At 67.1% G+C, this 16,681-nt stretch carries 19 protein-coding genes and 1 riboswitch; of the genes, 11 read left to right on the top strand and 8 right to left on the bottom strand.

Features of this window, described 5'->3' with window-relative positions; translation table 11 throughout:
- Positions 1 to 10: 10 nt before the first annotated feature.
- Positions 11 to 670, top strand: a complete 660-nt coding sequence (locus tag G6N58_RS03630; protein WP_068918621.1) for a GntR family transcriptional regulator — start codon at positions 11 to 13, stop codon at positions 668 to 670.
- On the opposite strand, the gene G6N58_RS03625 is transcribed toward G6N58_RS03630, so the two are convergent.
- Positions 667 to 1,803 (bottom strand): APC family permease, encoded by a 1,137-nt coding sequence (locus G6N58_RS03625; RefSeq protein WP_115281837.1) that lies wholly within the window; start codon positions 1,801 to 1,803, stop codon positions 667 to 669. The genes G6N58_RS03630 and G6N58_RS03625 overlap by 4 nt on opposite strands.
- Positions 1,804 to 1,889: 86 nt before the next feature.
- Entirely contained in the window at positions 1,890 to 2,732 is an 843-nt protein-coding gene (locus tag G6N58_RS03620) for an alpha/beta fold hydrolase (protein WP_115279680.1), read from the bottom strand.
- Positions 2,733 to 2,789: 57 nt separating this feature from the next.
- Between G6N58_RS03620 and G6N58_RS03615 the strand changes: the two genes are divergently transcribed.
- Positions 2,790 to 3,407, top strand: a complete 618-nt coding sequence (locus tag G6N58_RS03615; protein ID WP_115279681.1) for a TetR/AcrR family transcriptional regulator — start codon at positions 2,790 to 2,792, stop codon at positions 3,405 to 3,407.
- 13 nt (positions 3,408 to 3,420) lie between these two features.
- Here the strand turns inward: G6N58_RS03615 and G6N58_RS03610 are convergent, their stop codons facing one another.
- Positions 3,421 to 4,104 carry a GntR family transcriptional regulator gene (locus G6N58_RS03610; RefSeq protein WP_115279682.1) on the bottom strand — a complete coding sequence of 228 codons (684 nt, stop codon included), beginning with the start codon at positions 4,102 to 4,104 and terminating at the stop codon, positions 3,421 to 3,423.
- Between the two features lie 212 nt (positions 4,105 to 4,316).
- Between G6N58_RS03610 and G6N58_RS03605 the strand changes: the two genes are divergently transcribed.
- The 8 genes from G6N58_RS03605 to G6N58_RS03570 are packed head-to-tail and all read left to right on the top strand — an operon-like array spanning position 4,317 to position 11,599.
- The gene (locus G6N58_RS03605) at positions 4,317 to 5,132 is read left to right on the top strand and encodes a transporter substrate-binding domain-containing protein (RefSeq protein WP_115279683.1); all 816 of its coding nucleotides are present in this window, start codon (positions 4,317 to 4,319) and stop codon (positions 5,130 to 5,132) included.
- A 12-nt stretch (positions 5,133 to 5,144) separates the two neighbouring features.
- On the top strand, positions 5,145 to 5,807 hold the full coding sequence (locus G6N58_RS03600) for an amino acid ABC transporter permease (protein WP_068918615.1): 663 nt from the start codon (positions 5,145 to 5,147) through the stop codon (positions 5,805 to 5,807).
- Positions 5,807 to 6,517, top strand: a complete 711-nt coding sequence (locus G6N58_RS03595) for an amino acid ABC transporter permease (protein WP_115281838.1) — start codon at positions 5,807 to 5,809, stop codon at positions 6,515 to 6,517. The genes G6N58_RS03600 and G6N58_RS03595 overlap by 1 nt, the downstream gene beginning before the upstream one ends.
- Positions 6,514 to 7,242 carry an amino acid ABC transporter ATP-binding protein gene (locus G6N58_RS03590; protein WP_115279684.1) on the top strand — a complete coding sequence of 243 codons (729 nt, stop codon included), beginning with the start codon at positions 6,514 to 6,516 and terminating at the stop codon, positions 7,240 to 7,242. Before G6N58_RS03595 ends, G6N58_RS03590 begins: the two co-directional genes overlap by 4 nt.
- Before the next feature lies 1 nt (position 7,243).
- Complete coding sequence (locus G6N58_RS03585; RefSeq protein ID WP_115279685.1) at positions 7,244 to 8,842, top strand: N-acyl-D-amino-acid deacylase family protein; 1,599 nt, start codon at positions 7,244 to 7,246, stop codon at positions 8,840 to 8,842.
- A gap of 32 nt (positions 8,843 to 8,874) precedes the next feature.
- The gene (locus G6N58_RS03580) at positions 8,875 to 10,011 is read left to right on the top strand and encodes a mandelate racemase/muconate lactonizing enzyme family protein (protein WP_115279686.1); all 1,137 of its coding nucleotides are present in this window, start codon (positions 8,875 to 8,877) and stop codon (positions 10,009 to 10,011) included.
- Between the two features lie 2 nt (positions 10,012 to 10,013).
- Complete coding sequence (eda, locus tag G6N58_RS03575; RefSeq protein ID WP_115279687.1) at positions 10,014 to 10,637, top strand: bifunctional 4-hydroxy-2-oxoglutarate aldolase/2-dehydro-3-deoxy-phosphogluconate aldolase; 624 nt, start codon at positions 10,014 to 10,016, stop codon at positions 10,635 to 10,637.
- Positions 10,634 to 11,599: a sugar kinase gene (locus G6N58_RS03570; RefSeq protein WP_232067717.1), complete on the top strand. Its 966-nt coding sequence runs from the start codon at positions 10,634 to 10,636 to the stop codon at positions 11,597 to 11,599. The genes eda and G6N58_RS03570 overlap by 4 nt, the downstream gene beginning before the upstream one ends.
- Positions 11,600 to 11,617: 18 nt before the next feature.
- On the opposite strand, the gene G6N58_RS03565 is transcribed toward G6N58_RS03570, so the two are convergent.
- From G6N58_RS03565 to G6N58_RS03555, 3 genes are all read right to left on the bottom strand, one after another.
- A complete protein-coding gene (locus G6N58_RS03565; protein WP_068918609.1) occupies positions 11,618 to 11,881 on the bottom strand; it encodes a DoxX-related protein in 264 nt (87 codons plus the stop codon).
- A gap of 17 nt (positions 11,882 to 11,898) precedes the next feature.
- On the bottom strand, positions 11,899 to 13,389 hold the full coding sequence (locus G6N58_RS03560; protein WP_115279689.1) for a flavin-containing monooxygenase: 1,491 nt from the start codon (positions 13,387 to 13,389) through the stop codon (positions 11,899 to 11,901).
- 62 nt (positions 13,390 to 13,451) lie between these two features.
- Positions 13,452 to 14,471: an NAD(P)-dependent alcohol dehydrogenase gene (locus tag G6N58_RS03555; protein ID WP_115279690.1), complete on the bottom strand. Its 1,020-nt coding sequence runs from the start codon at positions 14,469 to 14,471 to the stop codon at positions 13,452 to 13,454.
- Positions 14,472 to 14,525: 54 nt separating this feature from the next.
- Here G6N58_RS03555 and G6N58_RS03550 point away from each other — a divergent pair, with 54 nt between their 5' ends.
- Positions 14,526 to 15,119 carry a TetR/AcrR family transcriptional regulator gene (locus tag G6N58_RS03550; protein ID WP_115279691.1) on the top strand — a complete coding sequence of 198 codons (594 nt, stop codon included), beginning with the start codon at positions 14,526 to 14,528 and terminating at the stop codon, positions 15,117 to 15,119.
- Here the strand turns inward: G6N58_RS03550 and G6N58_RS03545 are convergent.
- Entirely contained in the window at positions 15,096 to 15,716 is a 621-nt protein-coding gene (locus G6N58_RS03545; RefSeq protein ID WP_115279692.1) for an alpha/beta hydrolase family protein, read from the bottom strand. The two genes, G6N58_RS03550 and G6N58_RS03545, sit on opposite strands and share 24 nt — an antisense overlap.
- Complete coding sequence (gene thiD, locus G6N58_RS03540; RefSeq protein ID WP_115281839.1) at positions 15,713 to 16,543, bottom strand: bifunctional hydroxymethylpyrimidine kinase/phosphomethylpyrimidine kinase; 831 nt, start codon at positions 16,541 to 16,543, stop codon at positions 15,713 to 15,715. Before thiD ends, G6N58_RS03545 begins: the two co-directional genes overlap by 4 nt.
- Positions 16,532 to 16,641, bottom strand: a riboswitch (TPP riboswitch). Its footprint overlaps the gene before it by 12 nt.
- Positions 16,642 to 16,681 lie beyond the last annotated feature (40 nt).

Genomic DNA, 16,681 nt, shown 5'->3' with positions numbered 1-16,681 from the left:
GGGGTGGCCGATGTCCGTTGATGCGACATCGCTGCTGCGGCTGGAGAAAACCAGTCTGCGCCAGCAGGCACTGAGCGCGCTGCGCCGGGCCATCACCACCGGTCAACTGCCCCCGGGCACCCACCTGGTGGAGACCGAGCTGTCGGAGAAATTGCAGATCAGCCGTGGCACGCTGCGCGAGGCCATGCGCCAGCTGCAGCAGGAGGGGCTGATCTCGGCGGGCGCGCGCGGCCGGCTCTCGGTACGGCACCTGGACACCAAGGAGATTCGCGACATCTTCAACGTCCGGGCCGCCCTGGAGTCATTGGCCGCGCGCGAACTCGCCGCGTTGGCTGACCGTACCGAGTGCGTGCGGCTGTTGCGGGATGCCGTCGACGACATGGACCGCTGGGCGGCATCCAATCTCGAAGACCGGATCGAAGCCGACCTGCGCTTCCACCGCACCATGTGCCAGCTCACCGGCAACGAGACGTTGCTGCACCAGTGGACCTCGCTGGAGGGCAGCATCCGGATGTCGATCATGTTCGCCGGCGTGGACCGTGCCATCAAGAACATGGACGCCAAGCGGCACATGGAGATCGTCGACGCCATCGAAGCGGGTGACGCCGACCTCGCCGCGGCCACCGTGGCCAGCCACATGGCCGGCGCGGCCCACGTTCTGGTCGCCTAGTTCCGGCGCAGAACATAGGACAGCGCACCGACGGCCAGCACGGCGGCGCCGGTGAGCACCGACGTCCACGGCAGCGTCACCGCCAGCACCAGGCAGCCGGTCAGTCCGATCACCGGAACCACGTGTCGCCCCAACGTGAAGGCCGAGGCATTGGCAATGGCGTAGTACACCAGCACGCCGAACGACGAAAAGCCGATGGCGCCGCGCAGATCCACGGTGGCGGCCAGTAGTGCCACCACCACTCCCACGGTGATCTCGGCGTACCGGGGCACCCCCGCGTGCACGGTCGCCAACACTGCCGGCAGGTGGCGGTCGCGTGCCATGGCCAGCGTGGTCCGGGATACGCCGAGGATCAACGCCAGTAGCGCGCCCAGCGCGGCCAGCGCAGCACCCACCCGGACCACCGGTGACAGCCACGGCAGCCCGACCGCGCTCACCGCCTCCGCCACCGGTGCCGTCGCGGCGGCCAGTCCGGTGTCGCCGAGCGCGTGGAGCAGGGCCAGCGCCACAGCGACGTAGACCACCAGGGTGATACCGAGGGCCAGTGTGATGGCGCGGGGGATGGTCCGGTGCGGGTCGCGCACCTCTTCGCCCAGCGTCGCGATGCGGGCGTACCCGGCGAAGGCGAAGAAGAGCAGACCGGCTGCCTGCAGAACCCCGAGAACCGATGGCGGCGAGTCGCTTACGGTCGCAGTGGGGTTGCCCGCCGTGAAGATCCCGACGACGGCCGCGGCCACGATCGCGAGCACCGCCGCAACGATGATCCGGGTCAGCAGTGCCGAGCGTTGCACCCCGAAGCAGTTGAGCACGGTCAGCGCCACCACGGCGGCTACAGCGACCAGGTGCGCGTGGGCGGGCCAGACGTAGAACCCCACCGTCATGGCCATCGCGGCACACGACGCGGTCTTCCCGACGATGAACGACCATCCCGCCAGGTGGCCCCAGAACGGCCCCAGGCGTTCCCGGCCGTAGACATAGGTACCGCCGGACTCCGGGTACAGCACCGCCAGACGCGCCGACGAGCTGGCGTTGCAGTAGGCCACCACGGCGGCCAGGGCCAGACCCATCAGCAACCACGATCCCGCGGCCGCGGCGGCGGGAGTGAAGGCGACGAAGACGCCGGCACCGATCATCGACCCCAGCCCGATCAGGACGGCATCGGTCAGTCCCAGTCTTCGTGTCAGCGGTGCTCCCACCGCTCACTCATAACACGCGAAGGTTAGGCGCAGGTGGCGCCGACGCTCGCGATCGCCCGCGCCACTGCCGCAGGGTTGTCGATGGGGACAAACGTGCGTGCGCCCGGCACCTCGACGAAGGTGCCCTGGGGGAACAGGGCGGCCAGCCGGCGTCCGAGTTCCGGGGTGAAGCAACGGTCGGCCATGCCCCAGACCACCGTCACCGGGCGGGTGAACGCACGCAGCCGCGGCGCCACCTCGGTCAGGTCGGTGTGGGCGACGTGGCGGAGCATGACGGCCAGGTCGGTGGCGATCCGGCGATCGGTGCGGGCGGGTGTCAGCCACGCGGCGGTCAGGGCGGGGTCCGCGTCGGCCAGCAGTCCATATCCCAGGGGCGAGTGCCGCAGTGCCTTCAGGCGCAGGGCGCTGAACAACGCGGTGATGGTCCGCGGACCGCGCAGCATGGCGAACACCGCGTTGAACGGGAACGGTGGGAATTTGTCGAACACGTCGCAGTTGGTGAGCACCACCCGTCCGATGCGTTCGGGGTGCGCGTCGATGAGGAATTGGCACAGACCGCCGCCGGTGTCGTTGCCCACCAGGGTGACGTCGGTCAGGTCGAGGGCCTCGAGGAAATCGTTGATGGTCTCCGCCACGCCGGCGGGGGACTGCCTGCTGCGATCGGACACCGGGAGGGTGTGGGAGCCCAGCGGCCAGTCCGGCAGGATGCAGCGATAGCCCTGCTCAGCCAGGGTGGTGGCCACCTCGGACCACAGCCGGTGGTCGACCAGCATGCCGTGCACGAACACCACCGGTGGGTGCACGGAGTCGGCCGGCCCGAGTTCGCGGTACTCGACGGCGGCGTGGGGCAACGTGACCTGGGGCATGTCGGCTATCCTCTCCATACTTACAAACACTGAGTATGAAAGTTACGTACAGCCTGTATGAAAGTCAACCCCCCTGCCCGCCGTACCCAGGCCGAGCGCACCGCCGCCACCCGTGCGGCGTTACTGGCTGCCGCCCGGAACCTGTTCGCCACCAAAGGGTTTGCCGAGGTGTCCACCCAGGCCATCGTGGAGGCCGCGGGTGTCACCCGGGGCGCGCTGTATCACCAGTTCGCCGACAAGGCCGAACTGTTCACGGCGGTCTACGAAGAGCTCGAGGCCGAACTGGTGGCCGCGGTGGGCGCAGGCATTGCCGAGGCCGCGCCTACCGGCTCGGTGGAGGCGATGCGGCTGGGAGCCCGGTTGTTCCTCGACCTGTGCTCCGAACCGGCCGCACAGCAGATCGCGCTGCTGGACGCCCCCGGTGTGCTGGGGTGGCAGCAGTGGCGCGCGATGGGTGCGAAGTACGGGCTTGGGGTCATCGAGGCGATGCTGGCGCAGGCCGTGGCCGAGGGAGCGATACCGGAGCAGCCGTTGCGGGCCGGTGCGCATGTCCTGCTGGGGGCCCTCGACGAAGCGGCGCTCTACATAGCGGCTGCTGCCGACCAGGACGCTGCCAAGGCCGAGATGTACACGGTGTGCGACCGCGTGATCATGGGCCTGGCGGCCCCGCGCTGACGCCTCGGTGGCGTCAGTCGGACTGCTCGTAGGCGAGCAGGCTCCGCGCGCTGGCCATGATGTGGTCATCCAAAGCCCGTTGCAGCTCATCAGGGCCGTCGCGGAGAATCGAATCAAGCAGCACCCGGTGCTCTTGCGGTATCGCGAACGGACTGGCGTGGCGTTTGGCCAACCGGTGGATCTGCATGCGGATCCGGGGCTGCACACTCGCCCACAGCTGCATCGCATGCACGGAATGCGCACTGCGGACGATGGTTTCGTGATAGGCCACGTCCAGCTCGTTGAGTTGGTCGAGGTCGTTGACCGCGGCGGCGGAGTCCATCAATCCGACGAGGCGTTCCAGCTCGGCGACGGTCTCCGGATCGTCGCCGACGTGGGCCACTGCGAAGGACTCGATCGACAACCGTACGGGTAGCAACACGCCCAGCAGTTCGTCGGCGCTGACCGAGTTCACGAACGCACCCCGGTTCGGAATGTGCTGCACCAGGCCTTCGCTTTCCAGCTGTCGCAGTGCCTCTCGCACTGGTCCCGGGCTGGTTCGAAGGCGAGCGGCGAGAATGTCCTGTTTGAGTTGCGCTCCCGGAGCGAGGCTTCCCTTGACGATCTGTTCGCGCAGCCAATCGGCGATCTGATGGCGTCGGGACTGGTTGATCAGGGACGGGGCGTCCGCGGAAAGGCCCTCTGTTGCGTGGGTCATGCAATCGTCTCCCTCCGCGCCGGGCCGGCGCCATGTCAATCGTAGGCAACGCAGGTGCTCCCGACTGATCACCGGACATTCGATCTCATTCGGGGCTTGCCAAGATAATAGATTGTAAATAATCTCTAATCGCCGCCGGGTCTGCCGGCGGACGGGTGTGAGCGCCCCATCGAGGACGAACCCGTCCCATCACCGACGAATCAGAGGAACCCATGCGCAAGGGAATACGCGCGGCGATAGCCGCCCTGGCAGTGGTGCTGCTGGCATCCGGCTGCACATCTTCGGGTCAGACGGGGCCGGCTGCAGGCGGACCCAGCACACTGACCAAGGTCCTCGAGAACAAGAAACTGACGGTCGGGGTCTTCGCGGACGCACCGCCGTACGGCGTGATGAACAGTTCGGGTCAGTACGAGGGGTTCGACATCGACAAGGCCCACGCGCTGGCTGATTCGCTGGGTGCCGAAGTGGAATTCGTGAGTACCACCAATGCCAGCCGTATCCCGATGCTGGAAACCGGCAAGGTCGACGTCATCATCGCCGCGCTGACAAACCTCGACGAGCGCGCCCAGGTGGTCGCGATGACACGGCCGTACGCCTCCGAAGGACAGCTCGTGGTGGTGCCCGCCGCCAGTGACATCCGTACCTACGACGACCTCGAGGGCCGGGCCGTGGCGGCCACCCGTGGCAGCGTTCCGGCATCGATCCTCGAATCACGTTTCCCGCAGGCCAACGCGAGTCTGTATGAGGCGGTGGCTGATTCGATCCAGGCGCTGCGCAGCGGCAAGGTCGATGCCCTGATGGAGAGCACGGCCGTGGTGGCAGACATCCGCCGCAGCGAGGGCGACGCCGTGCGTGTGCTGGAGGCGCCCGCCTTGTCGCCGTCGCTGGTCTCTTTCGGGGCCAAGATGGGTGACCAGGTGTGGCTGAACTACCTGAACAACTTCATCATGAACTACAACATCAGCGACGCCGCGAACGAGTCCTACAACAGGTGGCTCGGCATGGACGTCCCGGCGCTGATCAAGTAGCAGCAGCCCACCATGCAGCTCTACTACGGCGACATCATCCCCTATCTCGGGCCCCTGTTGCAGGGGCTGGCAGTCAGTCTCGGCGTGAGCCTTGCCGCCGCCGTCGCAGGCGGTGCCCTGGGCGTTCTGCTCTACGCGGGCAGCGCATCTGACGTACGGATCTGTCGAGCTGCCTCGCGCACGTACATCGAGGTCATCCGCAACACCCCGTTGTTGTTGCAGCTCTACCTCGTGTACTTCGCGCTGCCGCAGGCCGGTGTCAATCTGGACCCGATCGCGGCAGGCGTGGTGGCGCTGACGCTGAACAACGCCGCGTACATGGCCGAGATATACCGCGCCGGCTTCCAATCGGTACCTGCCGGTCTCCGGGAGGCCGGCGCGGCACTGGGGATGAGCTCGCGGGACACCTTCTGGCGGGTGCTGTTCCCACCGGCTGTGCGCAACGTCCTACCGGCGATCACCAATCAGACGATCCTGCTGTTCCTGGCCTCCTCGGTGACCTCTGTGGTCGCCCTGCCGGATCTCATGCACGCCATGCTGGGGATCACCTCGACCACGTTCCGCACCATCGAGACGTTCACCGTCGGGGGCTTGCTGTACTTCAGCGTCGCCTTTCTCATCGCCGGTGCGTCCCGGGTCGTCGAGACGAAGTTCATCAGATGGAAGGTGGCGTGATGTTCCAAACCTTTGGCTGGCAGCACCTTTCACTGATCCTGCAGGGAGCGCTCGTCACCGTGCAGATCTGTGTGTTGTCCGTGGTTTTCGGTGGATTCTTCGGCCTGTTGATAGGCCTGATGTCCACCGGGACCATCCGCCCGCTGCGGTGGGTCAGCGGTGTGTACGTCGGGCTCATCCGCGGGATCCCGGTGCTGCTCATCATCTTCTTCGTCTACTTCGGTGTCCCGTTACTGGCGCCCGGTAGCAGTCTGGCCGAATACTGGGCGGGCGTCATCGCGCTGTCCATTTTCGCCGCGGCCTACATCGGTGAACTCGTGCGCGGCAGCATCCAAGCGGTGCCCAGAGGGCAGTTCGAGGCTGCCGAGGCACTCGGGATGCCCTACGTCGAACGGATGCGCTGGATCATCCTGCCCCAGGCCGCCCGTCTAATCGTGCCACCCGGTGTCGGCTTCCTGGTGATCCTGATCAAGGACAGTTCGCTCGTGGCGGTCATCGGCCTGATCGAGCTCACCCGCGCCGGCAACATCGTGAGCTCGCAGACCGCCGATCCCATTGTCGCCTACAAAGTGGTGGGGGCGTTCTACTTCGTCATCTGCTTTGTCCTGTCCAGCGTTGCCCGCCGCTTTGAACGGCGACTCGGAACCCGCGTGCCCGCGCCCAGAGTCGGCGATGCACTGACCGCCCTCAACCCAGGAGCCAGAAAGTGATTCACGTCGAAGACCTGCGCCTCAGTTTCGGCGACAACGAGGTTCTGCACGGAGTGTCCTGCGATGTCGAAGAACGCGAAGTGGTCTGCATCATCGGTGCTTCCGGCTCGGGCAAAAGCACGCTGCTCCGGTGTATGAACGGCCTGGAACGGCCCTCACACGGCAGTATCGTCATCAACAAGCACACCCTGGGCCCGCAGGAGAAGACCGCAGACCTGGCGGTCGTCAGACGTGATGTCGGCATGGTCTTCCAACACTTCAACCTGTTTCCCCATATGTCGGTGTTGGACAACGTCGCGCTGGCCCAGCAGCGAGTGCTCAAACGCACCAGAGCAGCGTCCGTCGAGCGCGCACGCGCCCTCCTGGATCGAGTCGGTCTGACGGACAAGTCAGCGGCCTACCCCGACGCCCTGTCCGGCGGCCAGAAGCAGCGCGTGGCAATTGCCCGGGCTCTTGCGATGGACCCGAAGATCATGCTCTTCGACGAGCCCACCTCAGCGCTCGATCCCGAGATCGTGGGGGAGGTGCTCGCCGTGATGAAGGGACTCGCCGCCGATGGCATGACCATGGTGGTGGTGACCCACGAGATGGGGTTCGCCCGTGAGGTCGCCGACCGGGTGATCTACATGGACAAGGGAAGCATCGTCGAGGTCGCCGAACCGGCAACGCTTTTCGGCGCCCCCAGAGAGCTCAGGACCCGGGAGTTCCTGAGCAAGGTGTTGTGACATGCCTGTCCTGGACACGCTGATCGTCGGTGCCGATGTCATCGATGGCACAGGCGATCCCGCCCGGCGGTGTGATGTCGGAATCCGTGGTGACCGCATCGCCTACCTCGGGGTCGATGACGCCGTGGAGGCTGCACACACCGTGGATGCCCACGCGATGATCGTCACCCCGGGGCTCATCGACCCGCACAGCCACAGTGACTGGTCAGTTCTGGGTAACCGAAGCGCGTTGAGCACCATCTACCAGGGTGTCACCACCGAAGTGGTCGGCAACTGCGGAGTCACCTACGCGCCATTGGGGCTCGATGATGTCGAGGCAGCGCAGAACGCGCTGCAGGCACTGGGTTTCGAGGGTGTCGTCGACTGGCGCAGTTTCGGGGAACTCCTCGACAGGGTGCATTCCGGGGGTACCGCCCAGAACCTGGTGTGGTTCGTCGGGCATACCGCGATACGGCAAGCAGCGCGATCCAACGCTGTCCGGCACGGGCGAAGCGAGCGGAAAGAACGGATCAGCCTCCTCGAGGAAGCGATGGATGCCGGGGCCATCGGCTTGTCCACCGGACTCGAATACGGTGCGGGACGATTCGCGGACATGGCGGAGATTGCCGAACTGGCGCGTGTGGCGGGTCGACGAGATGGCATGTATTCCAGCCACATCCGTAATCGCGACGCCGGACTGGAGCAAGCGGTCGACGAGTTCTTCGACATCGTTCACCAGGGTCGGGTCCGCGCCCAGCTGTCGCATCTGAATGTCCGTCACGACAGCGGCGCGCACAGCGGCGCGTGGGAACGTGCAGCCCAACGGGTGGTCGACGAGCGCAGTCGGGATACCGACGTCCTGGCCGACATGACGCCGTACCCGCAGGGGATCGGGTTGGCTGCCGGGCTGCTGCCCGGCTGGCTCGCCGAGCGTCCGGCAGCCGAGGCTGCCCGGCTGCTGCAGGACCCGGAAGTCCGTGACCAGGTGCGCCGGGACGGCGATCGCTACTGGCGGTTCGTCCATCGAGGGCAGTGGGACAGGGTTCGGCTCGGGGTCTCGGCCACGCATCCCGAGTGGGAAGGATTGAGCTTCCCCGAGATCGCCGAGCGCCACGGCCGCGACGAGTGGGATTGCCTGTTCGATGTGCTTGCCGCTGCCGGTTCCGATCTGGGCAGTGTCCAGCTTCTGGGTCTGCTGTTCACCGAAGACCATCTTGCGGAGGCGATTGCGCACGATCATTTCCTGCTGGGGGTGGACGCCTTCAGCGCGTGCCGTCGAGGCCCGCTGAGCACCCGCACCCGGCACCCGCTGTTCTACTACGGGCACACGCATTACCTCGCCCACCACGTATCGGCGGGAACACTGACGTTCGAGGCTGCGATTCACAAGATGACCGGAATGGTGGCCGACCACTTCGGTATTCGTGACCGCGGATACGTGCGAGACGGGCACGTCGCCGATGTCGTCGTGTTCGACCCGGGTGTGCTGTCGCGAACCGACACCTGGGCCATGCCGCCGGGCGACTACGCCGACGCAGCCCGACACGTCTGGGTCAACGGAGTTCCCGTCATAGCGGACGCGCGGCACACCGGCCGGCTGGCCGGCCGGCTGCTGCGCTGATGTCCACAACCACAACGAAAGAAGAGCAGAACATGTTGATCACCCGAATCGAAACCTGCGGCCTGCGGGGTGCCACGCCGGAGGGCGGTTGGTCCAACGAGCTCCGTCCCGATGACGTCGTGCACACCCTGGTTGCCGTTCACACCGACTCCGGGCACGTCGGGATCGGAAGTGCCTTCACCACAGAGGGGCTGGTTCGTGCGGCGCTGGAACTGCTGAGTCCCCAGCTCGTCGGGCAGAGTGCGCTGGAGGCCGAGCGCTTGACCGAGACCCTGCACCAGAGCGCTTTCTGGATGGGCAGAGGCGGTGCGTTGACACACGCCACCAGCGCCATCGACATCGCGTTGTGGGACCTCGCAGGCCAGGCCTCGAATCAGCCGGTCGGCCGGCTGCTGGGAGGGCGCTACCGGGACCGGGTCCGGCCGTATGCGTCGGTGTTGATGGACGAAGCGCCGGTCATGGCCGAGAACCTGGAATCGTTGGTCGAACAGGGTTTCACCGCCTTCAAGATCGGGTGGTGGAAGTTCGGACGTGTCGACAGCGCCACCGACGAGCGCACCGTGGCCGCGGCGCGCGAGGCGGTCGGTGAACGTCTGCTTGCGGTGGATGCGGGTGGTTCTGAGGCGTTTTTCCCCGGCGGCTTGTCGTGGGCCAGGCGTACCGCGGATATGCTCGCCGCATACGACGTGGCGTGGTTCGAAGAGGCGCTGGCGCCCGACGACCTCGACGGGTTCGTGGCGCTGCGCGCCTATTCGAAGGTTCCGATCAGCGGTGGCGAGGTGCTCACCCGCCGTCAGACGTTCGCGCCGTTCATCGCAGCAGGCGCCTTCGACATCGTTCAGCCGGACACCACGAAGGGTGGCGGGCTCAGTGAATCACGCCGGATCGGTTGGGCAGCACAGGATCACGGTGTCCGTCTGGTGCCACACGGCTGGAACACCGGTGTGGGTCTGGCAGCCGATCTGCACCTGGCCTCCGCTCTGGCCGGCACGGACCTGGTGGAGTACAAGACGGGCGCGGCCTATATCGACGAACTGGTGGCAGGCGGCTGGACCCTCGACGCCGACGGCATGCTCGGCGTCCCGGACTCCGCCGGTCTCGGTATCTCGCTGAACCCGGACGCGTTGGCGGCTTACGGCACGAATCCCGACTTTGCCGTGGCGGTGTGAGCATGTCCCAGCCGGACACCCGGATGTCCGAGTATCCCGTCATTCCTCTGCTGACGGTACGGGCCATGGGAGATGTCGACGTGATCGGCGACGGGCTCGTCGACGGCGGGCTGCCGATCGTCGAAGTGGCGCTACGCACTTCGCACAGCCTGGCGGCACTCCGGCGGCTGGCGGCCCGCGCGGACATCCTGGTGGGCGCGGGAACGGTACTGACCGTGGAACAGGCCCGCGCCGCGCTCGAGGCGGGCGCGCGCTTCATCGTGACACCCGGCCTCGACGTCGAGGTGGTGCGGTATGTGCAAGCCTGCGGTGTTCCGGTGATCCCGGGAGTGCTCACCCCTTCGGAGGTCCAGACGGCTTCGGGTCTGGGGCTGACCCAGCTCAAGCTCTTTCCCGCCGATGCTGTGGATGTGACCGCCTGCCTCAGGGCCTTTGCCTCCGTGTATCCGGGCGTGCGGTTCATGCCCTCGGGAGGCGTCCGGCTGGCCAGCGTTGCGAACCTGCTGTCTCTGCCCTCGGTCTTCGCCGTCTCCGGCAGCTGGATCACCGCGACGCCTGACCGCGGGGCGGTGGCCGGCGCAGCCCGCTCCGCTCTGGCGGCTGCCGAATCGGTATGTGCGCGGTGACATCACAGGATCCCGTCGATGTGGTCACGGTGGGGGAGAGCATGGGCTTGATCACCGCAGAGCGGGTGGGAAGCCTGAGCCATGTGCGCGAGATGCAGTTGGGTTTCGGTGGCGCCGAGAGCAATGTCGCGATCGGGGTGGCGCGGCTCGGTGGCTCCGCCGCATGGATCGGCCGGGTCGGTGCCGACTCGCTCGGTCACCTGATCATGCGGGAACTGCGCGCAGAGTCGGTCGAGACAGTGGCGATCGTCGACCCGGAGGCGGCCACCGCGGTGATGCTCAAGGAACGTCCCAGCCCCGGCTCCAGTCGCCTGACCTACTACCGCCGGTTCCAGGCCGGCAGCCGGCTGCGCCCCTCGGACATACCGCGCCACGTCATCGAGCGGGGTCGGATCCTGCACGTCACCGGTATCACCGCGGCCCTGGGGGAGCGGCCGCGTCTGGCCCTGCACGCTGCCATCGACCATGCCAAGGCCGCGAACCGCGTCGTGAGTTTCGACGTCAATCACCGCGCGAGTCTGTGGACGGACCGGGAATCCGCGGTCAGCGCGTACCGTGCCCTGGCCCGGCGGGCCGACATCGTCTTCGCCGGCGAGGACGAGGCCGAACTGGTGACCGGCGCAAGCGATGTGCGTGGGCAGGTCGACGGACTGCTCGCCCTCGGCGTGGGACAGGTGGTCATCAAGCGGGGGGCCCGGGGCGCGGTCGCGGCGCGCGGCAGCACGGTCCACACGCGGGATGCGCACCGGATCACCGTGGCCGACACGGTGGGTGCCGGAGATGCGTTTGTGGCGGGCTGGCTGGCCGAGACAGCTCGGGGCGCGCCCCCACAAGCCTGTTTGGAGGTCGCTTCCGCGTGTGGTGCTCTGGCCTGCACCAGCCTGGGCGACTGGGAGGCCGCGCCCACCCGCGAGGATGTCGCCCGGTTGTCGGATACTGGTGCCGATCCCGTGAGCCGCTGACGCGGCGGCGTCAACCACCTAGCGGTTGCGCGCCCCGTTGATGCCGAGGTAGGCCACGTATCCCAGCCCGCCGAACAGGGCAGCCTTGCGGGTCTTGGTGCTGAGCAGTCCGAGACCGATCGCGGTCTCGATTCCGCCGTTGATGTAGATCGCGCGACGCGTGTTGTCCGGGAATGCCGGCGCGGTGATGGACTCGAACAGCTCCGGTTTGACGAAATGCGACACCCCGGTGGCGGCGACGGCGAGACCGGCGAAACTGGGGAAGCGGGACTTCTGTGTCATCCGTATCGGCTTTCTGCTCAGGCGATCTGGTAGTCGCTCAGCGGGAACTCGCTGGCCTCTGTGATGGCGTCTTTGGTCGACATCGAGCGCAGCAGGCTCGGTTCGCCGTGCGGATTGAAATAGTACGAGCGCGAGCTCGCGCAGTTGCCCAGCGTCCACAGCGAGTCGCCCAGCATTTCGGTCATCTTGTCCAGGTAGGCGGTGTTGGCCGCTTCGGTCACCTCGAAGGTGGTGGCGCCGCGCCGCTTCACCTCGGTGAACAGGCGGTCCATCAACCGCATCTGGTACTCCATGGTGTTGAAGAAGTTCAGCCCCAGGAAGGCATACGGGCTCGCCAGACTCAGGTAGTTCGGGAAGTACGGCATCGAGACACCCTGGTAAGCCTGGAATCTGGTGTCGCGCCACCACTTGCCGAGGTTGCGGCCGTCGCGTCCGATCACCTCGATGGCCGGGAAGTTGGCTTCCCAGAGGTCGAACCCGGTGGCCAGGACCAGGGTGTCGATCGTCGTGGTGGTGCCGTCGTTGTTGACGATCCCGTCGCTGGTGATGTGATCGATGCCCTCGGTCTGCAGCTGTACGTTCGGCTTGGTGAACGTGCGGAAGTAGCTGTTCGAGAACGTCGGCCGTTTGCAGCCGATGTCGTAGTCGGGCGTCAACTTCCGCCGCAGGTCCTTGTCCCGGACCTGGATGAACTGGTTGATCTTGCACAGGTCCATCGCCGAGATGTTGAGCCGGCGGAACAACGGCACGCGGTAGTTCACCACGCCGACATTGATCATGGTCTCGTAGATGGTGTCGGTGATGGCTCGAATCAGCCTCTGCGTCCATGGCATTCGGGCGAACAGTCGCTTGGCGCGTTCGGAGATGGCGAAGTCCAGTTTGGGTGCCACCCAGATGGGGGTGCGTTGGTACACCGTCAGCTCGGCGGCGGTCTTGGCCAGCTCGGGGATCAACTGCACCGCAGTCGCCCCGGTGCCGATCACCGCGATCCGGTCACCGGTGGGGTCGTAGGCGTCGTCCCAGTCGGTGGTGTGCACCAGCTTGCCGGCAAAGTCGGTGATGCCGGGGATGTCCGGCAGCTTCGGCTGGGACAGGAACCCGGTGGCGGTGATCAGGTAGCGGCAGCTCAGGGTCTGCCCGTCGGCCAGGCTGACCTGCCAGCGCGCCGTCTCTTCGTCCCAGCGGGCGCTCTGGACATCGGCGTTGTAGCGGATATGGCGGCGTACGTCGTACTTGGTCGCCACGTCGTCGGCGTACTTCTTGATCTCGGTGCCGGTGGAGAACAGCCGCGACCAGTTGGGGTTGGGCTCGAAGAAGTACGAATACGTGGTGGTGGGGACGTCGACGGCCAGGCCGGGGTAGTGGTTGACGTACCACGTGCCGCCCAGGTCGTCCTCGCGGTCGAGCAGGACCAAATCGTCGAACCCGAGTCGCTTGAGCTGGATCGCCGCACCGATGCCGGCGAAGCCGGCCCCGACGATGACGACGTCGGTGTGCTCCGTTGTCATGCGACGAGGTTACCCCAACTTACCCGTCGGTAAGTTGGGGCCTTTGGTCCCCGATCCGGACGTCACATGGCCACCACGGCCCGAAAGCGCACTGCGTTGGAGCGCACCCGGGCGATGGCGCCGTTGATGTCGGAGGCCGGGAAGGTCTCGATGACGGGCCGTACGCCGGTCCTGGCGGCGAAATCGAGCATCGCGATCACTTCCTGACGAGCTGCGGCCACGCCGCCGGAAATCCGCTTCTCCTGGTGTAGCAGTGCATTGCCGTCTATGCACATGGCCTGCTCCGGCGCACCGACCAGGACGAGCACGCCCTGGGGGCGTAGTGCCGCGATGTAGTCGTCCCACGGCAGATCCCCGGAGGCGGTGCTGAGAATGGCATCGAATCTGTTTGTCGTGGTGGCAATCTCACGGCTCTCCACGAAGTGGTGGGCACCCAGCCGGCGGGCTTGCTCGGCTTTGTCCGCCGATGACGAGATGGCGGTGACCTCACACCCCCAGGCGCGGGCGAACTGGATGGCCAGGTGGCCCAGGCCGCCGACACCCGCTACCGCCACGTGATGGGAGGCGGTGATGCCATGGCGCAGGAAGGGGGCGAACACCGTGGCGCCCGCACACAGGAACGGACCGGCGTGCGCGAGGTCGATGGCGTCGGGCAGCGGATACACGAACCGCCAGTCGCTGACCCGCACCGAGGAGGCGAAACCGCCGCGGTCGCCGCGGTGGGCCATGCTCTCGCGTCGCGGGCAGAGGTGGGTGCGGCCCGACAGGCAGAACTCGCAGGCCATGCAGGTGCCCGAGACGCCTCCGGCGACCACCCGCTGTCCCACCCACACCCGGTCGGGGTCCACCAGGTCGCCAACGGCCGACACCGTTCCGGCCACCTCGTGCCCGGGCACGACGGGTGTGCCGACAGTGCGGTCCGCGTCGATCACCCGCAGGTCGGTGGCGCAGACGCCGCAGTGCGTCACGGTGATCTCCACCTCCAGCGGAGCGAGCCCACCAGGCCGGTACTCGTGCGGGGTGAGTTCTGCGCCGGGTGCGACCGCAGCGTGGGCGTGGACGGTTTCGTATGACGCTGTCATGTGAAATGACGTTAGCAGACTTCACGTGACAACGTCATCTAGAATGCGTGGACCATGAGTCGTGCTGATTCGGCCGCCGCCACTCGCCGAGCCCTGCTGGATCATGCTGCGGCCCTGTTGGACAGCGGTGGACCCGCGGCCGTGACCTTGCGCGAGGTCGGGGCCCGCGCGGGGGTCACCCGTGGCGCTCCCTACGGACACTTCCCCGACAAGGAAGCGTTGCTCACCGCAGTCGCCACCGAGGGATGGCAACGTCTGGCTGATGCCGTCCATGCGCTGCGCGCGGATCCAGCGACCACCCCCATCCAGACCTTGCGGGCCGCACTGAGCTGCATGATCACCACCAGCCGGGAGCATCCGCACATGTATCGGCTGATGTTCGCCGCGCCCGCCGATGACCTGTCTGAGGTGGGCCGCGCCGCCCAGCGGTTCTGCGACGAGTTCCACGCGGTGGTTGCCGCGGTGTTCGGCGACATGGAGGCGCTGCGTTACGAGGCGCTGTTCCTCACCGGCACCCATGGTGCGGCGGGCCTGGAGGCCAGCGGGCTGCTCAGCACCGGAACCGCCTACGCCGACGCCGACGCCCTGGTCGACACCTTGCTGGAGCTGACTGTCGGTGAGGACCTAGCCAAGCCCACAGACCCGTAGCGCAGCGTCGACCGCCAGCGCGGGCACAACGAGCGTCTTCGACGCCAGGTCGTGGCGGGCGCCGGTGATCTCGACGATCTCGGATGTCCCACCCAGCAGCGCGGCGGCCTGCGTCAACTCCTCGATCGAGCCGAACGGGTCGGCAGTGCCGTGGGTGAACACCGTCGGCACGGTGATCTGCGGCAGGTGTTCGGTGCGGGCGCGCTCCGGCTTGCCCGGCGGGTGCAGGGGATAGGAGAACAGCGTCAACCCGGCCAGGTCGGCGCCCTGCGCGGCGACCATCGACGTCATCCGGCCGCCGTACGAGTGCCCACCAACCAGCACCGGCCCGTCGGACAGGGTGTGCGCCAGCTCGATGGCCTCGATGATGCCGGCCTGATCGGCAGCGGCAGACCCGGAGGGCGGGCCCTTGGGTCGCCGACGCCGGTAGGGCAGGTTGTAGCGGATGGCCAGCCAGCCGCGCCGGGCCCACTCGTCGCAGATCCGGCCCAGCAGCGGGGCCTCCCGGCTGCCGCCGGCGCCGTGGGTCAACAGCACCACGCCAGTCGGCGCGCCGTCCGGTTCATGGGCCACCCCTGCGATGGCCTCGAGGTTCACGCTTGCAGCCTGAACATCGCGTTGACCGGGCCGTGGCCGTGGCCCAGCGGGTAGGCGGCCCGAATGCACTCGGTCACCCAGGTCTTGGCGAACGCCACGGCGTCGGGAACCGAAAAGCCGTGCGCCAGAGCGCAGGTGGTGGCAGCGGCCAAGGTGTCACCGGCGCCGTGGTCATGCCCGGTGGCCACCCGCGGGGCGTGGAACTCCTGAAACTCGGTGCCGTCGAAGAGCAGATCGGGGCTGGCGTCCGAGGATTTCAGGTGCCCGCCCTTGACCAGGGCCCACTGCGGCCCCAGCGCGTGCAGGGCGCGCGCCGCCTCCCGCTGGGACCTGTCGTCGACGACGTCGATGTCCACCAGCAGGCGCACCTCGTCGAGGTTCGGTGTCACCAGGGTGGCCAGCGGGAACAACTGGTCGCGCAGCGCCGACAGCGCGGACGGGTGCAGCAGCGGATCGCCGTGCATCGATGCGCACACCGGGTCCACCACCAGGGGAGTGCCGGCGCACTCGGCCTGCCAGGTCTGAGCCACGCAGCCGATGATCTCCGAGGACGCCAGCATCCCGGTCTTGGCGGCCTGGATACCGATGTCAGAGGCCACGGCGCTGATCTGGCCGGCCACGATCTCCAGCGGGATCTCGTGAAAAGCTTTGACGCCCACCGAGTTCTGCACTGTCACGGCACTCATCGCCACACATCCGTGCACCCCGAGCAGGGCGAAGGTGCGCAGGTCGGCCTGGATTCCGGCGCCGCCGCCGGAATCGGAGCCGGCGATGGTCATGACGCGGTGAGGTGTCTGCCCGCTCGGGGGCAACGGCAAGTAGTTCACAGCACTCCCTACGCCGGTATTACCCGGTCAGGTTCGTACGGTCGACGGCCCCAGCCGTCCTCTCAGCGCACTCGGCGTGCGCTCCCGCGTGGTGGTTTTCCGGTTACCGGCCCAACTTAGCGCAGCGCCGGGGAACAG

It is taken from the genome of Mycolicibacterium tokaiense, from assembly GCF_010725885.1.
GTDB classification, from domain to species: Bacteria; Actinomycetota; Actinomycetes; order Mycobacteriales; family Mycobacteriaceae; genus Mycobacterium; species Mycobacterium tokaiense.
Note: the sequence above shows the minus strand (reverse complement) of the source record. Positions and strands in the feature narration are given on the sequence as shown.

Coding starts and splice junctions, on each gene's coding strand:
- G6N58_RS03630 (WP_068918621.1), top strand. CDS start 11: ATGTCCGTTGATGCGACATCGCTGCTGCGGCTGGAGAAAACCAGTCTG.
- G6N58_RS03625 (WP_115281837.1), bottom strand. CDS start 1,803: ATGATCGGTGCCGGCGTCTTCGTCGCCTTCACTCCCGCCGCCGCGGCC.
- G6N58_RS03620 (WP_115279680.1), bottom strand. CDS start 2,732: ATGCCCCAGGTCACGTTGCCCCACGCCGCCGTCGAGTACCGCGAACTC.
- G6N58_RS03615 (WP_115279681.1), top strand. CDS start 2,790: ATGAAAGTCAACCCCCCTGCCCGCCGTACCCAGGCCGAGCGCACCGCC.
- G6N58_RS03610 (WP_115279682.1), bottom strand. CDS start 4,104: ATGACCCACGCAACAGAGGGCCTTTCCGCGGACGCCCCGTCCCTGATC.
- G6N58_RS03605 (WP_115279683.1), top strand. CDS start 4,317: ATGCGCAAGGGAATACGCGCGGCGATAGCCGCCCTGGCAGTGGTGCTG.
- G6N58_RS03600 (WP_068918615.1), top strand. CDS start 5,145: ATGCAGCTCTACTACGGCGACATCATCCCCTATCTCGGGCCCCTGTTG.
- G6N58_RS03595 (WP_115281838.1), top strand. CDS start 5,807: ATGTTCCAAACCTTTGGCTGGCAGCACCTTTCACTGATCCTGCAGGGA.
- G6N58_RS03585 (WP_115279685.1), top strand. CDS start 7,244: ATGCCTGTCCTGGACACGCTGATCGTCGGTGCCGATGTCATCGATGGC.
- G6N58_RS03580 (WP_115279686.1), top strand. CDS start 8,875: ATGTTGATCACCCGAATCGAAACCTGCGGCCTGCGGGGTGCCACGCCG.
- eda (WP_115279687.1), top strand. CDS start 10,014: ATGTCCCAGCCGGACACCCGGATGTCCGAGTATCCCGTCATTCCTCTG.
- G6N58_RS03565 (WP_068918609.1), bottom strand. CDS start 11,881: ATGACACAGAAGTCCCGCTTCCCCAGTTTCGCCGGTCTCGCCGTCGCC.
- G6N58_RS03560 (WP_115279689.1), bottom strand. CDS start 13,389: ATGACAACGGAGCACACCGACGTCGTCATCGTCGGGGCCGGCTTCGCC.
- G6N58_RS03555 (WP_115279690.1), bottom strand. CDS start 14,471: ATGACAGCGTCATACGAAACCGTCCACGCCCACGCTGCGGTCGCACCC.
- G6N58_RS03550 (WP_115279691.1), top strand. CDS start 14,526: ATGAGTCGTGCTGATTCGGCCGCCGCCACTCGCCGAGCCCTGCTGGAT.